The sequence below is a fragment of the Flavivirga eckloniae genome (genome assembly GCF_002886045.1).
Lineage (GTDB): Bacteria > Bacteroidota > Bacteroidia > Flavobacteriales > Flavobacteriaceae > Flavivirga > Flavivirga eckloniae.
Genome location: NZ_CP025791.1, coordinates 1,275,385 through 1,290,942 on the forward strand (window position 1 = coordinate 1,275,385; position 15,558 = coordinate 1,290,942).

Annotated in this window: 18 protein-coding genes; 10 read left to right on the top strand and 8 right to left on the bottom strand. The window is 32.9% G+C overall.

Annotated features, from left to right (window positions below):
- Positions 1 to 8: 8 nt before the first annotated feature.
- Complete coding sequence (gene nusB / locus C1H87_RS05200; protein WP_233783353.1) at positions 9 to 953, bottom strand: transcription antitermination factor NusB; 945 nt, start codon at positions 951 to 953, stop codon at positions 9 to 11.
- A 205-nt stretch (positions 954 to 1,158) separates the two neighbouring features.
- Between nusB and C1H87_RS05205 the strand changes: the two genes are divergently transcribed.
- Together C1H87_RS05205 and C1H87_RS05210 are read left to right on the top strand one after the other, a co-directional pair.
- The gene (locus C1H87_RS05205; RefSeq protein WP_102754803.1) at positions 1,159 to 2,922 is read left to right on the top strand and encodes an ABC transporter ATP-binding protein; all 1,764 of its coding nucleotides are present in this window, start codon (positions 1,159 to 1,161) and stop codon (positions 2,920 to 2,922) included.
- 196 nt (positions 2,923 to 3,118) lie between these two features.
- The gene (locus tag C1H87_RS05210) at positions 3,119 to 3,517 is read left to right on the top strand and encodes a PUR family DNA/RNA-binding protein (protein WP_102754804.1); all 399 of its coding nucleotides are present in this window, start codon (positions 3,119 to 3,121) and stop codon (positions 3,515 to 3,517) included.
- 92 nt (positions 3,518 to 3,609) lie between these two features.
- On the opposite strand, the gene C1H87_RS05215 is transcribed toward C1H87_RS05210, so the two are convergent.
- Positions 3,610 to 3,945, bottom strand: coding sequence for a tRNA-binding protein (locus C1H87_RS05215; protein WP_102754805.1), 336 nt, complete (start codon positions 3,943 to 3,945; stop codon positions 3,610 to 3,612).
- Positions 3,946 to 4,046: 101 nt separating this feature from the next.
- Between C1H87_RS05215 and C1H87_RS05220 the strand changes: the two genes are divergently transcribed.
- Positions 4,047 to 4,604, top strand: a complete 558-nt coding sequence (locus tag C1H87_RS05220) for a thioredoxin family protein (RefSeq protein WP_102754806.1) — start codon at positions 4,047 to 4,049, stop codon at positions 4,602 to 4,604.
- On the opposite strand, the gene C1H87_RS05225 is transcribed toward C1H87_RS05220, so the two are convergent.
- The 5 genes from C1H87_RS05225 to C1H87_RS05245 all read right to left on the bottom strand — a co-directional run bounded on the left by C1H87_RS05225 (position 4,605) and on the right by C1H87_RS05245 (position 9,932).
- Positions 4,605 to 5,087, bottom strand: a complete 483-nt coding sequence (locus C1H87_RS05225; protein WP_102754807.1) for a GNAT family N-acetyltransferase — start codon at positions 5,085 to 5,087, stop codon at positions 4,605 to 4,607.
- A 55-nt stretch (positions 5,088 to 5,142) separates the two neighbouring features.
- Complete coding sequence (locus tag C1H87_RS05230) at positions 5,143 to 5,688, bottom strand: YfiT family bacillithiol transferase (protein WP_102754808.1); 546 nt, start codon at positions 5,686 to 5,688, stop codon at positions 5,143 to 5,145.
- Positions 5,689 to 5,708: 20 nt separating this feature from the next.
- Positions 5,709 to 6,149: a hypothetical protein gene (locus C1H87_RS05235; protein ID WP_158655129.1), complete on the bottom strand. Its 441-nt coding sequence runs from the start codon at positions 6,147 to 6,149 to the stop codon at positions 5,709 to 5,711.
- 149 nt (positions 6,150 to 6,298) lie between these two features.
- Positions 6,299 to 7,231, bottom strand: a complete 933-nt coding sequence (locus C1H87_RS05240) for a peptidylprolyl isomerase (protein WP_102754810.1) — start codon at positions 7,229 to 7,231, stop codon at positions 6,299 to 6,301.
- Between the two features lie 496 nt (positions 7,232 to 7,727).
- Positions 7,728 to 9,932: an ATP-dependent DNA helicase RecQ gene (locus C1H87_RS05245; RefSeq protein WP_102754811.1), complete on the bottom strand. Its 2,205-nt coding sequence runs from the start codon at positions 9,930 to 9,932 to the stop codon at positions 7,728 to 7,730.
- Positions 9,933 to 10,121: 189 nt separating this feature from the next.
- Between C1H87_RS05245 and C1H87_RS05250 the strand changes: the two genes are divergently transcribed.
- The 7 genes from C1H87_RS05250 (at position 10,122) to C1H87_RS05280 (ending at position 14,717) form a co-directional block, all read left to right on the top strand.
- Positions 10,122 to 11,099 (top strand): KpsF/GutQ family sugar-phosphate isomerase, encoded by a 978-nt coding sequence (locus C1H87_RS05250; RefSeq protein WP_102754812.1) that lies wholly within the window; start codon positions 10,122 to 10,124, stop codon positions 11,097 to 11,099.
- The gene (gene tatC, locus C1H87_RS05255; RefSeq protein WP_102754813.1) at positions 11,099 to 11,923 is read left to right on the top strand and encodes a twin-arginine translocase subunit TatC; all 825 of its coding nucleotides are present in this window, start codon (positions 11,099 to 11,101) and stop codon (positions 11,921 to 11,923) included. Before C1H87_RS05250 ends, tatC begins: the two co-directional genes overlap by 1 nt.
- Positions 11,916 to 12,263, top strand: coding sequence for a carboxymuconolactone decarboxylase family protein (locus C1H87_RS05260; RefSeq protein ID WP_102758181.1), 348 nt, complete (start codon positions 11,916 to 11,918; stop codon positions 12,261 to 12,263). Before tatC ends, C1H87_RS05260 begins: the two co-directional genes overlap by 8 nt.
- A gap of 122 nt (positions 12,264 to 12,385) precedes the next feature.
- The gene (lptB, locus tag C1H87_RS05265) at positions 12,386 to 13,126 is read left to right on the top strand and encodes an LPS export ABC transporter ATP-binding protein (RefSeq protein ID WP_102754814.1); all 741 of its coding nucleotides are present in this window, start codon (positions 12,386 to 12,388) and stop codon (positions 13,124 to 13,126) included.
- Positions 13,127 to 13,343: 217 nt separating this feature from the next.
- Positions 13,344 to 13,544 (top strand): hypothetical protein, encoded by a 201-nt coding sequence (locus C1H87_RS05270; RefSeq protein ID WP_102754815.1) that lies wholly within the window; start codon positions 13,344 to 13,346, stop codon positions 13,542 to 13,544.
- Positions 13,545 to 13,634: 90 nt separating this feature from the next.
- Complete coding sequence (locus C1H87_RS05275) at positions 13,635 to 14,495, top strand: SPFH domain-containing protein (RefSeq protein WP_102754816.1); 861 nt, start codon at positions 13,635 to 13,637, stop codon at positions 14,493 to 14,495.
- 45 nt (positions 14,496 to 14,540) lie between these two features.
- Positions 14,541 to 14,717 carry an Arc family DNA-binding protein gene (locus tag C1H87_RS05280; RefSeq protein ID WP_102754817.1) on the top strand — a complete coding sequence of 59 codons (177 nt, stop codon included), beginning with the start codon at positions 14,541 to 14,543 and terminating at the stop codon, positions 14,715 to 14,717.
- 261 nt (positions 14,718 to 14,978) lie between these two features.
- Here the strand turns inward: C1H87_RS05280 and C1H87_RS05285 are convergent, their stop codons facing one another.
- Positions 14,979 to 15,290, bottom strand: a complete 312-nt coding sequence (locus tag C1H87_RS05285; RefSeq protein WP_102758182.1) for a GIY-YIG nuclease family protein — start codon at positions 15,288 to 15,290, stop codon at positions 14,979 to 14,981.
- Positions 15,291 to 15,558: the final 268 nt, after the last annotated feature.

The following is a 15,558-nucleotide window of genomic DNA, read 5'->3' on the forward strand; positions in this document are numbered from 1 at the left end:
AGAGAAGATTACATTAATCCTCTACCCACCTTATTTAGTTTCCCATCTGCAGTGTATTCCTTAACTAATTTATCTAAAATACCATTTATAAATACACTACTTTTTGGTGTGGAGTATTCCTTGGCTATTTCCAAATATTCATTAATAGTAACTTTTACAGGAATAGAAGGAAAGTTTTTCAATTCATTAATAGCCATTTGCAATAATACATAATCTACCATGGCAATACGTTCAGAATCCCAGTTTTTGGTTTTTATTTCAATCTCCTTATTAAGAGACGATCTGTTTAAAAGTGTTTTCTTAAATAAGTTAACTGCAAATTGCTGATCTTCGATATCTTTATACAGCTTAGGCGTAAAATGGTTATCTTCAGAAACGGTTTTAACTTTTCTCAATAACTTTAAAATCGTGGTATTTACCGTTGGAAGGTCATCTAACCAAGTTAGGTTTTTATCCTCTAAATACTCATAAAGCTTTTCGTTTGGCGCAACAATATCTTTAAATACATCTATAATAAAGTCTTTGTCCTCTTTAAAATCAGATACCCTTGTTTGCATATAATCCTTATACAAATCACTTTTAGTAATGGCTTTAAAAATAACATCTACATACTCGCTGTCTAATTCCCAATTGGTTATTTTGTGTTTATCAAATAGGTCTTTTAATCGCAGGTTATCTCTTAAAAGCCTAAGCAATTGATTATTAACAAACTTCTTGTTAGGATCTTTGTCTTCCTGGGTTGCTAAATGTTTCTTTTGCTTTTTTTGTAAATCGTCTTCCGCTCTTTTTTGTACTTCAATTAATAACGAGATTAACAACAAGTACAAGTTGTACATGTTATCTATACTAAATAATAGAAACCTTTGATCTTTAGAAAAATCATCACTTTCTCCTCCTTTAAAGGCATATATAGTTTGCATTACTTTTACACGAATATGTCTTCTATTTAGCATAATTACAAAGAACTTAAGATTAAAAAATATGAAGGTTTCTCATTGTTTTTCCGCAGCAAAAATAATACTATTTTGAAAAGTAGCTTCATATTTTTATTTTATTATTGAATTAATATTTTAAACTATATTTAACAATTACCTATTTCTTATATCCCCTTTTTATTCTCATTAATACATTATCTTTGCTCTCTTGTTACAATAGTAAATGAAAGAATTACAACATCTAAATAAATACTTTTTAAAATATAAAACCCATCTGTTAATAGGTGTGGTAATTACTATTGCTGCCAGAATTTTTCTGCTCTATACACCGCGTTATGTAAAACAAATTTTTGTAGTAGTTGGCGAGGCCAAGAGCGGTAAAATTACACAAGAGGTTTTTAAGGCAGAACTATTAGAAGCGATTCTTTACATTGTTGGAGCAGCAATAATAGGTGCTATACTCACCTTTTTTATGCGACAAACCATTATTAATGTATCTCGTTATATTGAATTTGATTTGAAAAATGAAGTTTATGAGCAGTATCAAAAGCTTTCGTTAAACTTTTACAAAAATAACAGAACTGGTGATTTAATGAACCGTATTACCGAGGACGTGGGAAGAGTACGTATGTATGCCGGTCCTGCGATTATGTATAGTATTAACACATTTACATTATTTGTTATTGTAATTATTTACATGATTAACGCTTCTCCTAAGCTAACATTATACACCGTTTTACCATTACCAATTCTTTCTGTAATTATTTATAAATTAAGTAAAGAAATACACAAACGAAGTACTATAGTTCAAGAGTATTTATCTAAACTTTCTACGTTTACTCAGGAATCTTTTAGTGGTATCTCGGTAATTAAGGCATATGGAATCGAGCCGCAAACAGCAACAAATTTTAAATCGTTGGCTTTAGGAAGCAAAGAAAAACAAATAAGTTTGGCTAAGGTTCAAGCTTGGTTTTTCCCAATGATGATATTACTTATAGGTACTAGTAATTTACTGGTAATTTATATTGGAGGTATGCAATACATAAATGGTGAAATTGAAAGTTTAGGTACCATAGCCGAGTTTATTATTTATGTAAATATGCTTACATGGCCGGTGGCAACAGTTGGCTGGGTAACTTCCATTGTACAACAGGCCGAAGCCTCACAAAAGCGAATTAACGAGTTTTTAAAAATCGAACCCGAAATTAAAAATGCGGTAGCTACTCATACAGAAATTACAGGAGATATCACTTTTAATAATGTTTCCTTTACTTACGATGATACAAATATTCAAGCCTTAAAAGGTGTTAGTTTTAATGTAAAAGCGGGTGAAACGCTTGCTATTATAGGGAAAACAGGATCTGGAAAATCTACTATTTTAGATTTAATTGGTAGACTGTATGATATAAACGAAGGATCAATTGTTATTAATGAAACAAAAATCGAAGACCTTAACCTTATCGATTTAAGAGATAATATTGGTTATGTACCGCAAGACGCCTTTTTATTCTCAGATTCCATAAAGAACAATATTAAGTTTGGAAAAGAAAACGCTACTGATAATGAGGTTATAGAAGCAGCAAAAAATGCGCATGTACATAAAAACATTGTTAAATTCAATAATGGCTACGATACGGTATTAGGAGAACGAGGCATTACTCTTTCTGGCGGACAAAAACAACGTGTATCTATTGCTAGGGCTATTATAAAATCGCCTAAAATATTACTCTTCGACGATTGTCTTTCTGCTGTCGACACCGAAACCGAAGAAAAAATACTGAAAAACCTTAATAAAGTTTCAAAAGGCAAGACAACAATCATTGTAAGCCATAGGGTTTCTTCTGCTAAAAATGCCGATAAAATTATAGTACTCGATGATGGAAAAATTGTTCAGGAAGGCACCCATGAAACCCTTGTAGATACAGAGGGGTACTACAAGCACTTATTCTTAAAACAATTGAGTGAAACAAATTCCGACGAATCCTGATTATAACTGCTGTAAGAAAAATAGATTGGGTAAATTTCGAACCTTCTAACTCCCAATCATATAGCATATAGTTTTTTTCTTTCAATACAATAAAAAATAACAATTAAAAAAGAAACTTGATAATTTGTTGGTTAATAACGGTTTTTTTTAGATTTTTGATACTTATTAACGATTATTTAATAAATTTCTATACACTATGAATAATAATGATATGATGGAGAGAGAAGAGATTTTTTCGAAAGTATTAAGAGCTGGAAGACGTACCTACTTCTTTGATGTTAGAGCCACCAAAGCAGATGATTATTACTTAACTATCACGGAAAGTAAAAAGTTTACAAACGATGATGGGTCGTTTCATTACAAAAAGCACAAAATATATATTTACAAAGAAGATTTTTCTGAATTTAAGGATATATTAGCTGAAATGACCGATTATATCATAGAGAAAAAAGGAGATGAAGTTATAAGCGAACGCCATCAAAAAGACTTTAAAAAGAACTATGAAGTTAGTACCGCTAAAGTTTCATCAACTAACGACGACATTACAAACAAACCTACAGAAAGCTTTACTGATGTAGATTTTGATGATATATAAATAAAATATAATTACCAGTTTTCTTTTAAAAGCCGTTGCAATATTGTAGCGGTTTTTTTATGTTTAATTTTGATCATTAAGCCTTAAGAAAACTAAGCTACTGGTGTGCCATTTTTTACTCGATTTTCTGGATTTAGCAATATAACATCTTTACCATTTACAGCTCCTAAAACCAAACACTCGCTCATAAACCTAGCAATTTGTTTTTTAGGGAAGTTTACAATAGCAACAATTTGTCTTTGTAATAAATCTTCTTTTTTGTAAAGCGTCGTTATTTGTGCCGATGACTTTTTAATCCCTAAATCTCCAAAATCAATAGTAAGTTTATATGCTGGGTTCCTTGCCTCGGGAAAATCGTCTACTTCAATAATGGTCCCTACGCGTAAATCTATTTTAGTAAAGTCTTCAAAAGTTATGGTATCATTCATATATTAAAAATACAATTTAGATGAAACAGAAACTAATTTTAAGATTTATTTTAAAGTTTATTTGGTATTAAATAACGAAATTTGATAAAAACTAAATTCTCATGGCAAATACACCCTCAAACATGATTCCTTTGGGTACAAAAGCTCCATCATTTAATTTATTTAATACAGTATCCGGTAATAACTTATCACTTGATCAATTGAAAGGAGATCAGGCTACGGTTATTATGTTTATCTGTAACCATTGTCCGTTTGTTATTCATGTAAATCCAGAAATAGTTTCAATTGCAAATTCGTACTCAAAAAAGGGTGTTAGCTTTGTTGCCATTTCTAGTAACGATGTTGTTAACTATCCGCAGGATGGTCCAGATAAAATGACTATTCATGCAAAAACTGAAGGCTATCCGTTTCCTTATTTATACGATGAAACACAAGACGTAGCAAAAGCCTATGATGCGGCATGTACACCCGATTTTTATGTTTTCGATGCTAATTTAAAGCTCACATATAGAGGGCAATTGGATGACTCACGCCCTGGAAATGGCATGCCTGTTACTGGTAAAGACTTAAAACATGCTTTAGATTGTTTAATTGAGAATACCGAAAACACTTCGCCTCAAAAACCCAGTATTGGTTGTAATATTAAGTGGAAACAATAATTAAAATTTTAACTGCCAAAAACCAACATCGAGCCATTTATTAAATTTTAGCCCTACTTCTTTAAAATGGGCTACTTTTTCGAACCCAAACTTTTCGTGAAGCTTAACACTAGGATCGTTTGGCAGGGTTAAACCTCCCAGAACAATATGATAATTTTGTGCTTTTAGTTGGCTCAATAATTCGGTATATAGTTTAGAGCCTATTTGTTTTCCTAATGCATCATGTTTTACATAAACTGTAGATTCTACGGTATGTTTATAAGCAGGTTTCGGACGCCACTTGCTTCCATAGGCATATCCCAGAATTTCATCATGCTCTTCGAAAACAATGAATGGATAATCGTCATTTATACGTGTAATTTTTTCCTTAAACGTTTCTAAAGACAAGGCTTCGTCATCAAAAGTCACTATAGAATTCAATACGTAATAGTTATAGATATCCAATAATTGTTGGGTATCTTTTATATTTAGGGGTCTTATCATTTTACTACTAATACTATTTTATAATCTTTGAGTTTTTCCCAAAATCATATAAATTTTAAATCCAATTATTGCGTTTCAATAAATTCTCTATATGCGCATAATGATGATTACTATGCCATGCATAATTTCCAACATTATAACTTAATAACACTTCAGAATTTGTTTCAGGGTGAACAAAACACTTGTTTAAATCTTCCAGAGTAAGTTTTTTTAACAAATAAACAAGTTTAAAATGTATGGCCTTTAAGTGATTAATCGACATATCTATAGGAGCTTTTCTGGAATCTATTAGCTCTGCCCATCGCTCTTCAAAATACGCTTTTATAAGAGGTTTATCTTCTGTTAATGTCCATTTAAAGCGGGTATAACTATGGTGATGACTATCAGATAAGTGATGAATTACCTGTCTTATCGTCCAACCTTCTGGCCTGTACACAGTATCTAATTGTTCATCTGTTAAGTTTTTAACAAGATTTTCTAAACGGTTAGGAAAATGTTCCAATATAGAAATCCAACTTTCTATATGCTGTTCTGTAATATTACCGGGGCAATCAAACGTCCCTATTGGATACTTAAGCTTTACTAATGTATGTTCTTCCATACTAACAAAAGTAAGAATTCTTATGTGATTTCTATTAACCCATTTTTCACATAATTAACGGCTGCATACAACGAATTGAATCTTTTAATCCTATTATTAAAAAACAGGTTCTCGGTCATAACAGCCAATTTTGATATTTTCTCACTAGAAACAATAAGATAACCTTTTAATTTATAGTTGTGTTTAAAAAACTTTAACCAATCTGAAGCCATGGTCGAATAAGAATTAATTCTGTTAGAAATAAAAATAAGGTCCTCCCCATTAGTTCCCAAAAAATCCGCAATCTCTTTAGTAAAAAATCTGGCATGCTCTTCCCAGCCAATAACTTCCCCTTCATTAAATTCGGAAATCATAAAATCCTTAAATACAAATATGGTACCGAAAGAGTAATTAAACTCCTTGATAATATCCTTATAGAAATTTGTATCTCTTACACTAATCATTAATTTAAAAATATTCATATAAAATCTTAAAAATGAAAAAAATCGATGAATAAAATAAATAAGCGCCATGTCGTAAAAACCAGACAAACAGAGAAATACAAAACAAATTAAAGCATAAAAAAAACACCTACGAATAGGTGCTTTTATAAATTTGTATGTATATACCGTTATTTTACCTCCATCAACTCTACATCAAAAATAAGGGTGGCATTTGGTGGTATTACACCTCCTGCTCCTCTACTTCCATAGCCTAAGTTACTTGGTATTACAAAACGTGCCTTATCGCCTACTTTTAGTAAACTAACACCTTCGTCCCAACCTGGTATAACTTGACCAACTCCTAAAGGAAAATCGATTGGCTGATTACGCTTGTATGAAGAATCAAAAACAGTTCCATCGGCTAATTGACCTTTATAATGAACCGATACTGTTTTTCCTTTCTCTGCTTTTGTACCACTTCCTTCTTGGATTATTTGGTAACGTAAGCCACTTTCTGTTTTATTAAAACCTGTAGCAATTTTGTCTAATTCAGCTTCAATAGCTTTTTTCTCTTCTTCCAATCTTTTTTCTCTAGATCCTTCAAAAGTTCTAAAAGCCTCAACAGCATTATATGCTTCTGCTTCGTTACCTACACGGATTATTTCTAAACTATCTATAGAATCTCCTTGGGCGATAGCATCAACGACGTCCTGACCTTCGGTTACTTTACCAAAAACTGTGTGGTTATTATCTAACCAAGGCGTTTCAACATGGGTAATGAAAAACTGACTACCGTTGGTTCCTGGTCCAGCGTTTGCCATAGATAAAACTCCAGGACCATCATGTTTTAATTCTGGATGAAACTCATCATCAAATTGGTATCCTGGGTTTCCAGAACCTGAACCTTGAGGGCAACCTCCCTGAATCATAAAATCTGGAATAACTCTATGGAACTTTAAACCATCGTAATAAGGTGTTCCTTGAGGTTTCACTTGATTTTCTAGATTCCCTTCGGCTAAAGCTACGAAGTTTCCTACCGTTCCCGGTGTTTTTTGATACTCTAAAGCAACAAGAATTTCTCCTTTTGTTGTATTAAATTTTGCGTATATACCGTCTTGCATTGTTCTAATTTTTAAGAAAGTGCAAAGATAACGAGGTTTTACTAATTAAGAATTATGAATTATGAATTTTATCACAAAGAGGTTCTCAAAGTGACGTCGAGATACGTAAAGCTGTTTCTCTAATATTGGGCTATATATACCTTTTTAAGAAAAAACATTGCTCTTTTTTTGACACGAATTTCACTAATTAGCGCGAATGCTTGAATATTAAATACTGCAAACCGTAAATTTATCGGTGAATTTTTCTCGCGAAGGCGTGAAGGCACAAAGGAAGTAATGGAAACTTACTGAAAACTACGACTGTTCAACTGCCCCTTGTTTACTAACCCCTTCTTCTCCCTTAGACACAAATAAACTACTGTTTACTGAACACTGCCAACTGAACACTGAAAATACAAACCCAAACTGTTTTTTCTCGCGAAGTCACTGAGACGCTAAGAAACCAAAATTAAACTGTTGGACTGCTTACTGAATACTGAACACTAACAACTGAGCACTAATTAGCCACTTCGCTAATAAACTTAATACGATACAAACGCAGTTCTTCATGATCATAATCGCCATCAAACTCTTCAATCGCATCATCAATTTTATCAGATTCAGATTCCATAAAATAATCATGAATTTCTTCTTGCTGATCTTCATCCAGAATATCATCAATCCAATAACTAATATTCAATTTAGTACCAGAATAGACAATAGCTTCCATTTCTTTAATGAAATCTTCCATAGACATTCCTTTTGAGGATGCTATATCGTCTAAAGGCAATTTTCTGTCTATATTTTGAATGATATACAATTTATTGGCCGAATTGGTTCCAGTTGATTTTACAACTAAATCGTCTGGACGAACAATATCATTTTCTTCAACATAAGTAGAAATTAATGCTACGAAATCTTTTCCATATTTTTTAGCTTTACCTTCTCCTACACCATGAACATTTGCTAACTCAGCCAAGTTAATTGGATATTTTAAGGCCATATCTTCTAGCGAAGGGTCTTGAAATATAACAAATGGAGGTACTCCTAATTTCTTTGCATTCTTTTTACGCAAATCCTTAAGCATCCCCATTAACACTTCGTCTGCTACTGCTCCACCTCCTTTTGTTGCTGTAATAACTGTACCATCTTCTTGCTCTCCTTCATATATATGGTCTTCCGTCATCATAAACGACACAGGATTTTTTATATAAGATTTACCAGCATCACTTAGTTTAATAACACCATACGTTTCAATATCTTTTCTAAGATAACCAGCAACCAATAACTGTCTTAACAAAGCCATCCAGTATTTATTGTCCTTGCCTTTACCTTTTCCAAAAAATGGCTGTTCATTGGTTTTATGGGAGTTGATTAAAGCATTTTCTTTACCAACTATAACATTTACTAAATCTTTAGACTTATACTTTTCGTTAGTTAGTCCTATGGTTTCCAATAATATTGCGGCATCTTCTTTAGCTTCACGCTTCTTTTTTGGGAATCTAACATTATCGTCCATGTCGCCACCTTCGCCGGTTGCATTATCAAACTCTTCTCCAAAATAATGTAAAATAAATTTTCTTCTGGAAATAGATGTTTCTGCAAAAGCAATCACTTCCTGTAATAATGCATGTCCAATTTCTTGTTCTGCTACAGGTTTACCAGACATGAATTTTTCTAATTTCTCAATGTCCTTATAAGCATAGTACGCCAAACAATGGCCTTCGCCTCCATCACGTCCTGCTCTACCAGTTTCCTGATAATAACTTTCTATACTTTTTGGAATATCATGATGGATTACAAAACGCACATCGGGCTTGTCTATCCCCATACCAAAAGCAATTGTGGCTACCACTACATCTACATCTTCCATTAAGAATTTATCTTGGTAGCTGGATCTCGATTTTGCATCTAGTCCTGCATGGTATGGTACTGCCTTTATACCATTTACTTGTAATACCTGAGCGAGCTCTTCAACTCGTTTTCTACTTAAGCAATACACAATACCCGACTTGCCTTCGTTTTGTTTTATAAAACGAATAATATCTGCATCTACATTTTTTGTCTTTGGTCTAACCTCATAATATAAATTAGGTCTATTAAAAGATGCTTTGAAAGTCTTGGCATTATTTATACCTAAATTCTTTATAATATCTTCCTGAACCTTTGGTGTTGCGGTGGCAGTTAGACCTATAATTGGAATATTATCGCCTATTCTACTAATAATATGACGCAAATTTCTATACTCCGGTCTAAAATCGTGCCCCCATTCACTAATACAGTGAGCCTCGTCGATGGCCATAAAAGACACCTTTACAGATCGCAAAAACTCAACGTTTTCCTCTTTAGTTAAAGATTCCGGAGCAACATATAATAGTTTAGTTACACCGTTTATAATATCTTCCTTAACACGTTTAACCTCGGTTTTATTTAAAGAAGAATTTAAAACGTGTGCTATGCCCTCTTCGTTAGACACACCTCTTATCGCGTCAACTTGGTTTTTCATTAGAGCTATTAATGGCGATACCACAATAGCTGTTCCATCTTGCATTAATGCTGGCAACTGGTAACATAATGATTTCCCTCCTCCAGTTGGCATTATTACAAACGTATGATTTCCTGATAAAATACTTTCTACGACATCTTCTTGCAAACCCTTAAACTTATTGAAACCAAAGTTTCTTTTAAGCGCAGAGTGCAAGTCACTTTTTGCTACTAACATGAACTGATTAAAATTAATTTACTTATAATAACACACTAAAATATTAAAAATTCATCGATTAATTTAATAGTGTATTTAGAGACCCCCTCATATTTTTTTTCGTTAGTTTTGTAACGAAAATCCAAATTACAACAAAATTTAATTTGACTACCATTAAAGATAATAAAATCTTTAAAAGCATCAACTAAAATGATAGAAATTTTGAATAGTAAACATTCTATTAAACAAACTGCAAAACTAACCATTGACACTGAAAGTCAAGCTATTTCAAACTTATCTAACCTAATAACTGATGATTTTGCAGATGCTGTACAACTTATATATAACTCCAAAGGTCGGGTAATTATTACAGGAATAGGAAAAAGTGCCATTATTGCCAATAAAATTGTAGCTACTTTAAATTCTACTGGAACGCCATCGGTATTTATGCATGCGGCCGATGCCATTCATGGAGATCTGGGACTTATTCTAAAGGATGATGTGGTTATTTGCATTTCAAAAAGTGGAAACACACCAGAAATTAAGGTTTTAGTTCCTCTAATAAAAAGCGCCAACAATAAAATGATTGCCATAACGGGTAATAAAGATTCGTTTTTAGGACAACAAGTAGACTATGTTTTAAATGCTTACGTTGAAAAAGAAGCCTGTCCAAATAATCTGGCTCCAACCACAAGTACTACAGCACAGCTCGTTATTGGAGATGCGTTAGCTGTTTGCTTATTGGAGTTACGCGGTTTTTCCAGTAATGACTTTGCAAAATATCATCCTGGAGGTGCCTTAGGCAAAAAATTGTATTTGCGCGTACAGGATATATCGTCTGTTAATCAAAAACCAAAAGTGTTACCTTCTACAAGCATTAAAGATGTTATTATTGAAATTTCAGAAAAAATGCTTGGGGTTACTGCTGTTGTAGAGGATAACAAAATTATTGGTATTATAACTGATGGTGATTTACGTAGAATGTTAAGTAAAGTTGATGATTTCTCTTCATTAACTGCTAAAGATATTATGAGTGCCAACCCTAAGCGCATTAATGCTGATGCTATGGCCATTAAAGGCTTAGAAGTTATGGAAGAAAATGGTATTTCTCAATTACTTGTAGAAGAAAACGGTAATTATGCTGGGGTAATCCATTTACATGATTTAATAAAAGAAGGCATTATATAATGGCAAAGAAGAATATAAATGAGATGTCTTTTTTAGATCATCTTGAAGATTTAAGGTGGCACTTAATTAGAATTTGCTTAGCCATCGTAATAGTTGCGACTTTAGCTTTTATTTTTAGTCGTTTTATTTTTGACGCCATTATTTTCGCGCCATTGGAAATGAGTTTTCCAACTTATGATTTTTTATGTAAAGCGGCAACGTTTCTAAACTTAGAAACGTCTTTCTGTAATGATAAAATTCCTTTAATCTTACAAAACAGAACCATGGCGGGTCAGTTTTCTGCCGACATATGGACTGCTATTTTGGGAGGTTTCATTATTTCTTTTCCGTATGTTATTTATCAGCTATGGAAATTTATTAGCCCTGGACTACATGAAAATGAACGCAAGCATTCCAGAGGATTTATTGTTATATCGTCATTTCTGTTTTTTATAGGTGTACTGTTTGGATACTATATTGTAACACCTTTATCTATTAATTTTTTGGCAAACTATAGTATTTCTACCCTAGTAGACAATCAAATAGATATTAGCTCTTATATTGCCTTAGTAAGATCGTCTGCTTTGGCTTCGGGATTAATTTTTGAGCTCCCTATCATTATATACTTTCTAACTAAAGTAGGACTGGTAACTCCAGAATTCTTAAAAAAGTATAGAAAGTATGCCTTAGTAATTGTATTAATACTCTCCGCTATAATAACTCCACCAGATATTGCCAGTCAAGTCATTGTGGCTATTCCAATTATAGTATTATATCAAGTGAGTATCTATATTTCTAAAATTGTTATTAGAAATCAAAAAAGAAAAGAAAGAAAACATGTCTGATATTGTTAACGAATTCAACGAGTATCGTTCTAGAATGAACGATAAAATTTTAGCCGATAATAATAAAGTAATTAAGCGCATATTTAACTTAGATACTAACGCTTACGCGGAAGGTGCATTAGATGTTAAAACCAAAGAGCTTTTAGGTTTGGTAGCTTCTGCCGTTTTACGTTGCGACGATTGTATTAAATACCATATGGAAACCAGTCATAAAATTGGTTTAAAGAAGGAAGAAGTTGTTGAAGCTCTAAGTATAGCGACCCTAGTTGGAGGTACTATTGTTATTCCTCATTTACGTCGTGCTTATGAGTTTTGGGATGCGTTAGAAGCACAGGAGTAAATAGATTCCAGATCGCCACACTGCTAAATATCTAGAACAAAGAAAGCAAACAAGATAAAATTCGAACCCATGCTATAATAGTGTATATGATTTTACTATTTTTAGCGTTCAGTATATAACTTATGATTTTAAAAGCCGAAAATTTAATGAAGTCCTATAGCGGACGAAAAGTGGTTAAGGATGTTTCACTAGAAGTGAATCAAGGTGAGATCGTTGGTCTTTTAGGGCCTAATGGTGCAGGGAAAACCACATCTTTTTACATGATTGTTGGCTTAATAAAACCTAATGGCGGACACATTTTTTTAGATAATACCGAAATCACCAAATACCCTATGTACAAACGTGCACAAAATGGTATTGGTTATTTGGCTCAAGAAGCTTCTGTATTTAGAAAACTTAGTATTGAGGATAATATTTTAAGTGTTTTACAGCTTACCAAGCTTAGTAAAAAAGAGCAAAACTATAAAATGGAGTCGCTTATTGAAGAGTTCGGCTTAGGACATATTCGTAAAAATCGTGGTGATTTATTATCTGGTGGTGAGCGTCGTCGTACAGAGATTGCTCGTGCCTTGGCAACCGATCCTAGTTTTATTTTACTAGATGAACCTTTTGCAGGTGTAGACCCTGTGGCTGTTGAAGATATACAACGTATTGTGGCGCAGCTTACCAAAAAGAATATTGGTATTTTAATTACAGACCATAACGTACAGGAAACCCTTGCTATTACAGACAGAACCTATTTAATGTTTGAAGGTAGTATTCTTAAAGCCGGAGTTCCAGAAGACTTAGCAAACGACGACATGGTTCGTAAGGTTTACTTAGGACAGAATTTTGAGCTTCGTAAGAAGAAGATTCGAGATTAAAGGCTCTTAACCTTATTTGATTACTTCCTTTTTGTTTTTTTTCCAGTGAATGTTTGTCATTCATATACCTTAGTAATTCTATACTCTTAACAGAGCATATCTTTATTTATATTCGGATACACCCTAATAAGGATATCTTTTATATTCCATTTTCTACCCCTACTCCATATTAATTTCTGTCATTCTTAAACATCTTCCCATAACTAAACATATTATTATGCAAAAATTAATTGCTATAAATGATTCTCGAGGCAAGCGCACGAGGCATTCAATTGAAAATATCCTTTATAAATTCCGAAGCAAGCTTCGAGGTATTAGACCTAAGATCCCGCCAGATGCTGAAACAAGTTCAGCACAGGAAGCGGGATTAGTTCTTCTTACTATTTTGAATGCTTTGCTTCGCAAATTTTCAAAATAGAGTTTCACTAATAAAATTTTGGATAAATCAAAAAATTAATTATATCTTTATGATATCAAAATAATATCATTTTAAATCACAACATAAATCATGAAAGAAGAAAAAATCATTACACCAGCTAGCGGATACCTCATGCTATTCGTTTTTTTAATCATGTCTATTGGAGGTATAGCTACTTCAATTATAACCGGAAATTTCACCTTCATTATATTTTTAGTTATTGCAATCCTTATTGCTCCTGGTTTTGTGATGGTACAACCAAATAACTCAAGAGTGCTATTGCTTTTCGGAAAATACGTGGGCTCCATTAATAAAAATGGTTACTATTGGGTAAATCCTCTTTATACTAAAAAGAAAATATCACTGCGTGCGAGAAACTTTGATAGTGAACGCTTAAAGGTGAATGACAAAATCGGTAATCCAGTTATGATTAGTACGATTTTAGTTTGGCGGGTTCTAGACACATACAAAGCTGCTTTTGATGTAGACAATTATGAAAACTTTGTTCGTGTACAAACAGATGCTGCTGTTCGTAAACTAGCAAGTATGTATCCTTATGATAATTTTGCAGATGAAGGACTTACTGAAGATATTACATTACGTTCTAGCGTTAACGAAGTTAGCGAAGCACTAGAGAAAGAAATACATGAGCGCCTATCTATTGCAGGTATTGAAGTATTAGAAGCTAGAATTGGTTATTTAGCTTATGCTCAGGAAATCGCAAGTGCCATGCTAAAACGTCAGCAAGCAACCGCCATAGTAGCGGCAAGGCATAAAATTGTAGAAGGCGCTGTAAGTATGGTAGAAATGGCTCTTGACGAGTTGGGAAAGAAAGATATAGTAGATTTAGATGAAGAACGTAAAGCTGCTATGGTTAGTAATCTTATGGTTATACTTTGTGGTGATAAAGACGCTTCTCCAGTTTTAAATACAGGCACTTTAAATCAATAAGTAATACATTTGTATTTTAAATTTTCGAAATAATTAATAACTCAAATGTCTAAAAAGAAAGCTTTCGCATTACGAATAAATGAAGATATGCTCAAAGCTATAGAAAAATGGGCTGCGGATGAATTCCGCAGCACTAATGGTCAAATTGAATGGATGCTTAACGAAAGCTTGAAAAAAGCTAAACGTAATCCTAAAAATAAAAATTCGGAAGAAAATAGTTAAGCTCTTTAACTCAGATTACTTTTAACTTCTGCCCCTTCCTTGGATGGTTTTATTTATAAAGCTTTTAGTTAAACTAGTGGATTCCTGCCTTCGCAGGAATGACAAAACATTAGAACGTCATACTAAGTATATGGAATATTAGGAACAAAATAGCTAACTAAGTCTTTCATTAAGCAATACTCTATTAAAAGCTGAATTTGTCATTCCTGCGAAGGCAGGAATCCACTCGAATACTAGAAACATAAACCCTTTTCTATGTTCTCATTCAATTAAGTAAGTCCAATCCTTAGACAAGTCTTTCCAATTAGGATTCTCCTTTTCTATTAAGTCAATTTTCCATTGTCGTTTCCACTTCTTCATGTTCTTTTCTCTTTTAATGGCATCCTCAACATATTGATACGTTTCAAAATACAGTAATTTATATAAACCGTATTTCTTTGTAAAGCCCTCTATTAATTTATTTTTGTGTTCAAACATACGTCGTTCTAAATCGTTAGTTACACCGATATATAATGTTCCGCACGTTTTATTGGTTAAAATGTAAAGGTAGTATTGATGGATTGTTTTATACATGAAACTTTTAGTTATGCTAGTGGATTCCTGCCTTCGCAGGAATGACAAAATTAGAACACTATATTAAGCCACGTAAAATTCGGAACAAAAAGTTAAATCTTTTATTTGACTATTTTCAATTAAAGTCACACTTGTCATTCCTGCAACCTGTGCTGAACTTGTTTCAGTAAGGCAGGAATCCAAACGAATGTTAGAAATATTAAATCATTACGTTATTTAAAAAAGGTCTATTATTATTTCGTTTAAAACCCATTCTAAATTAGTCTGC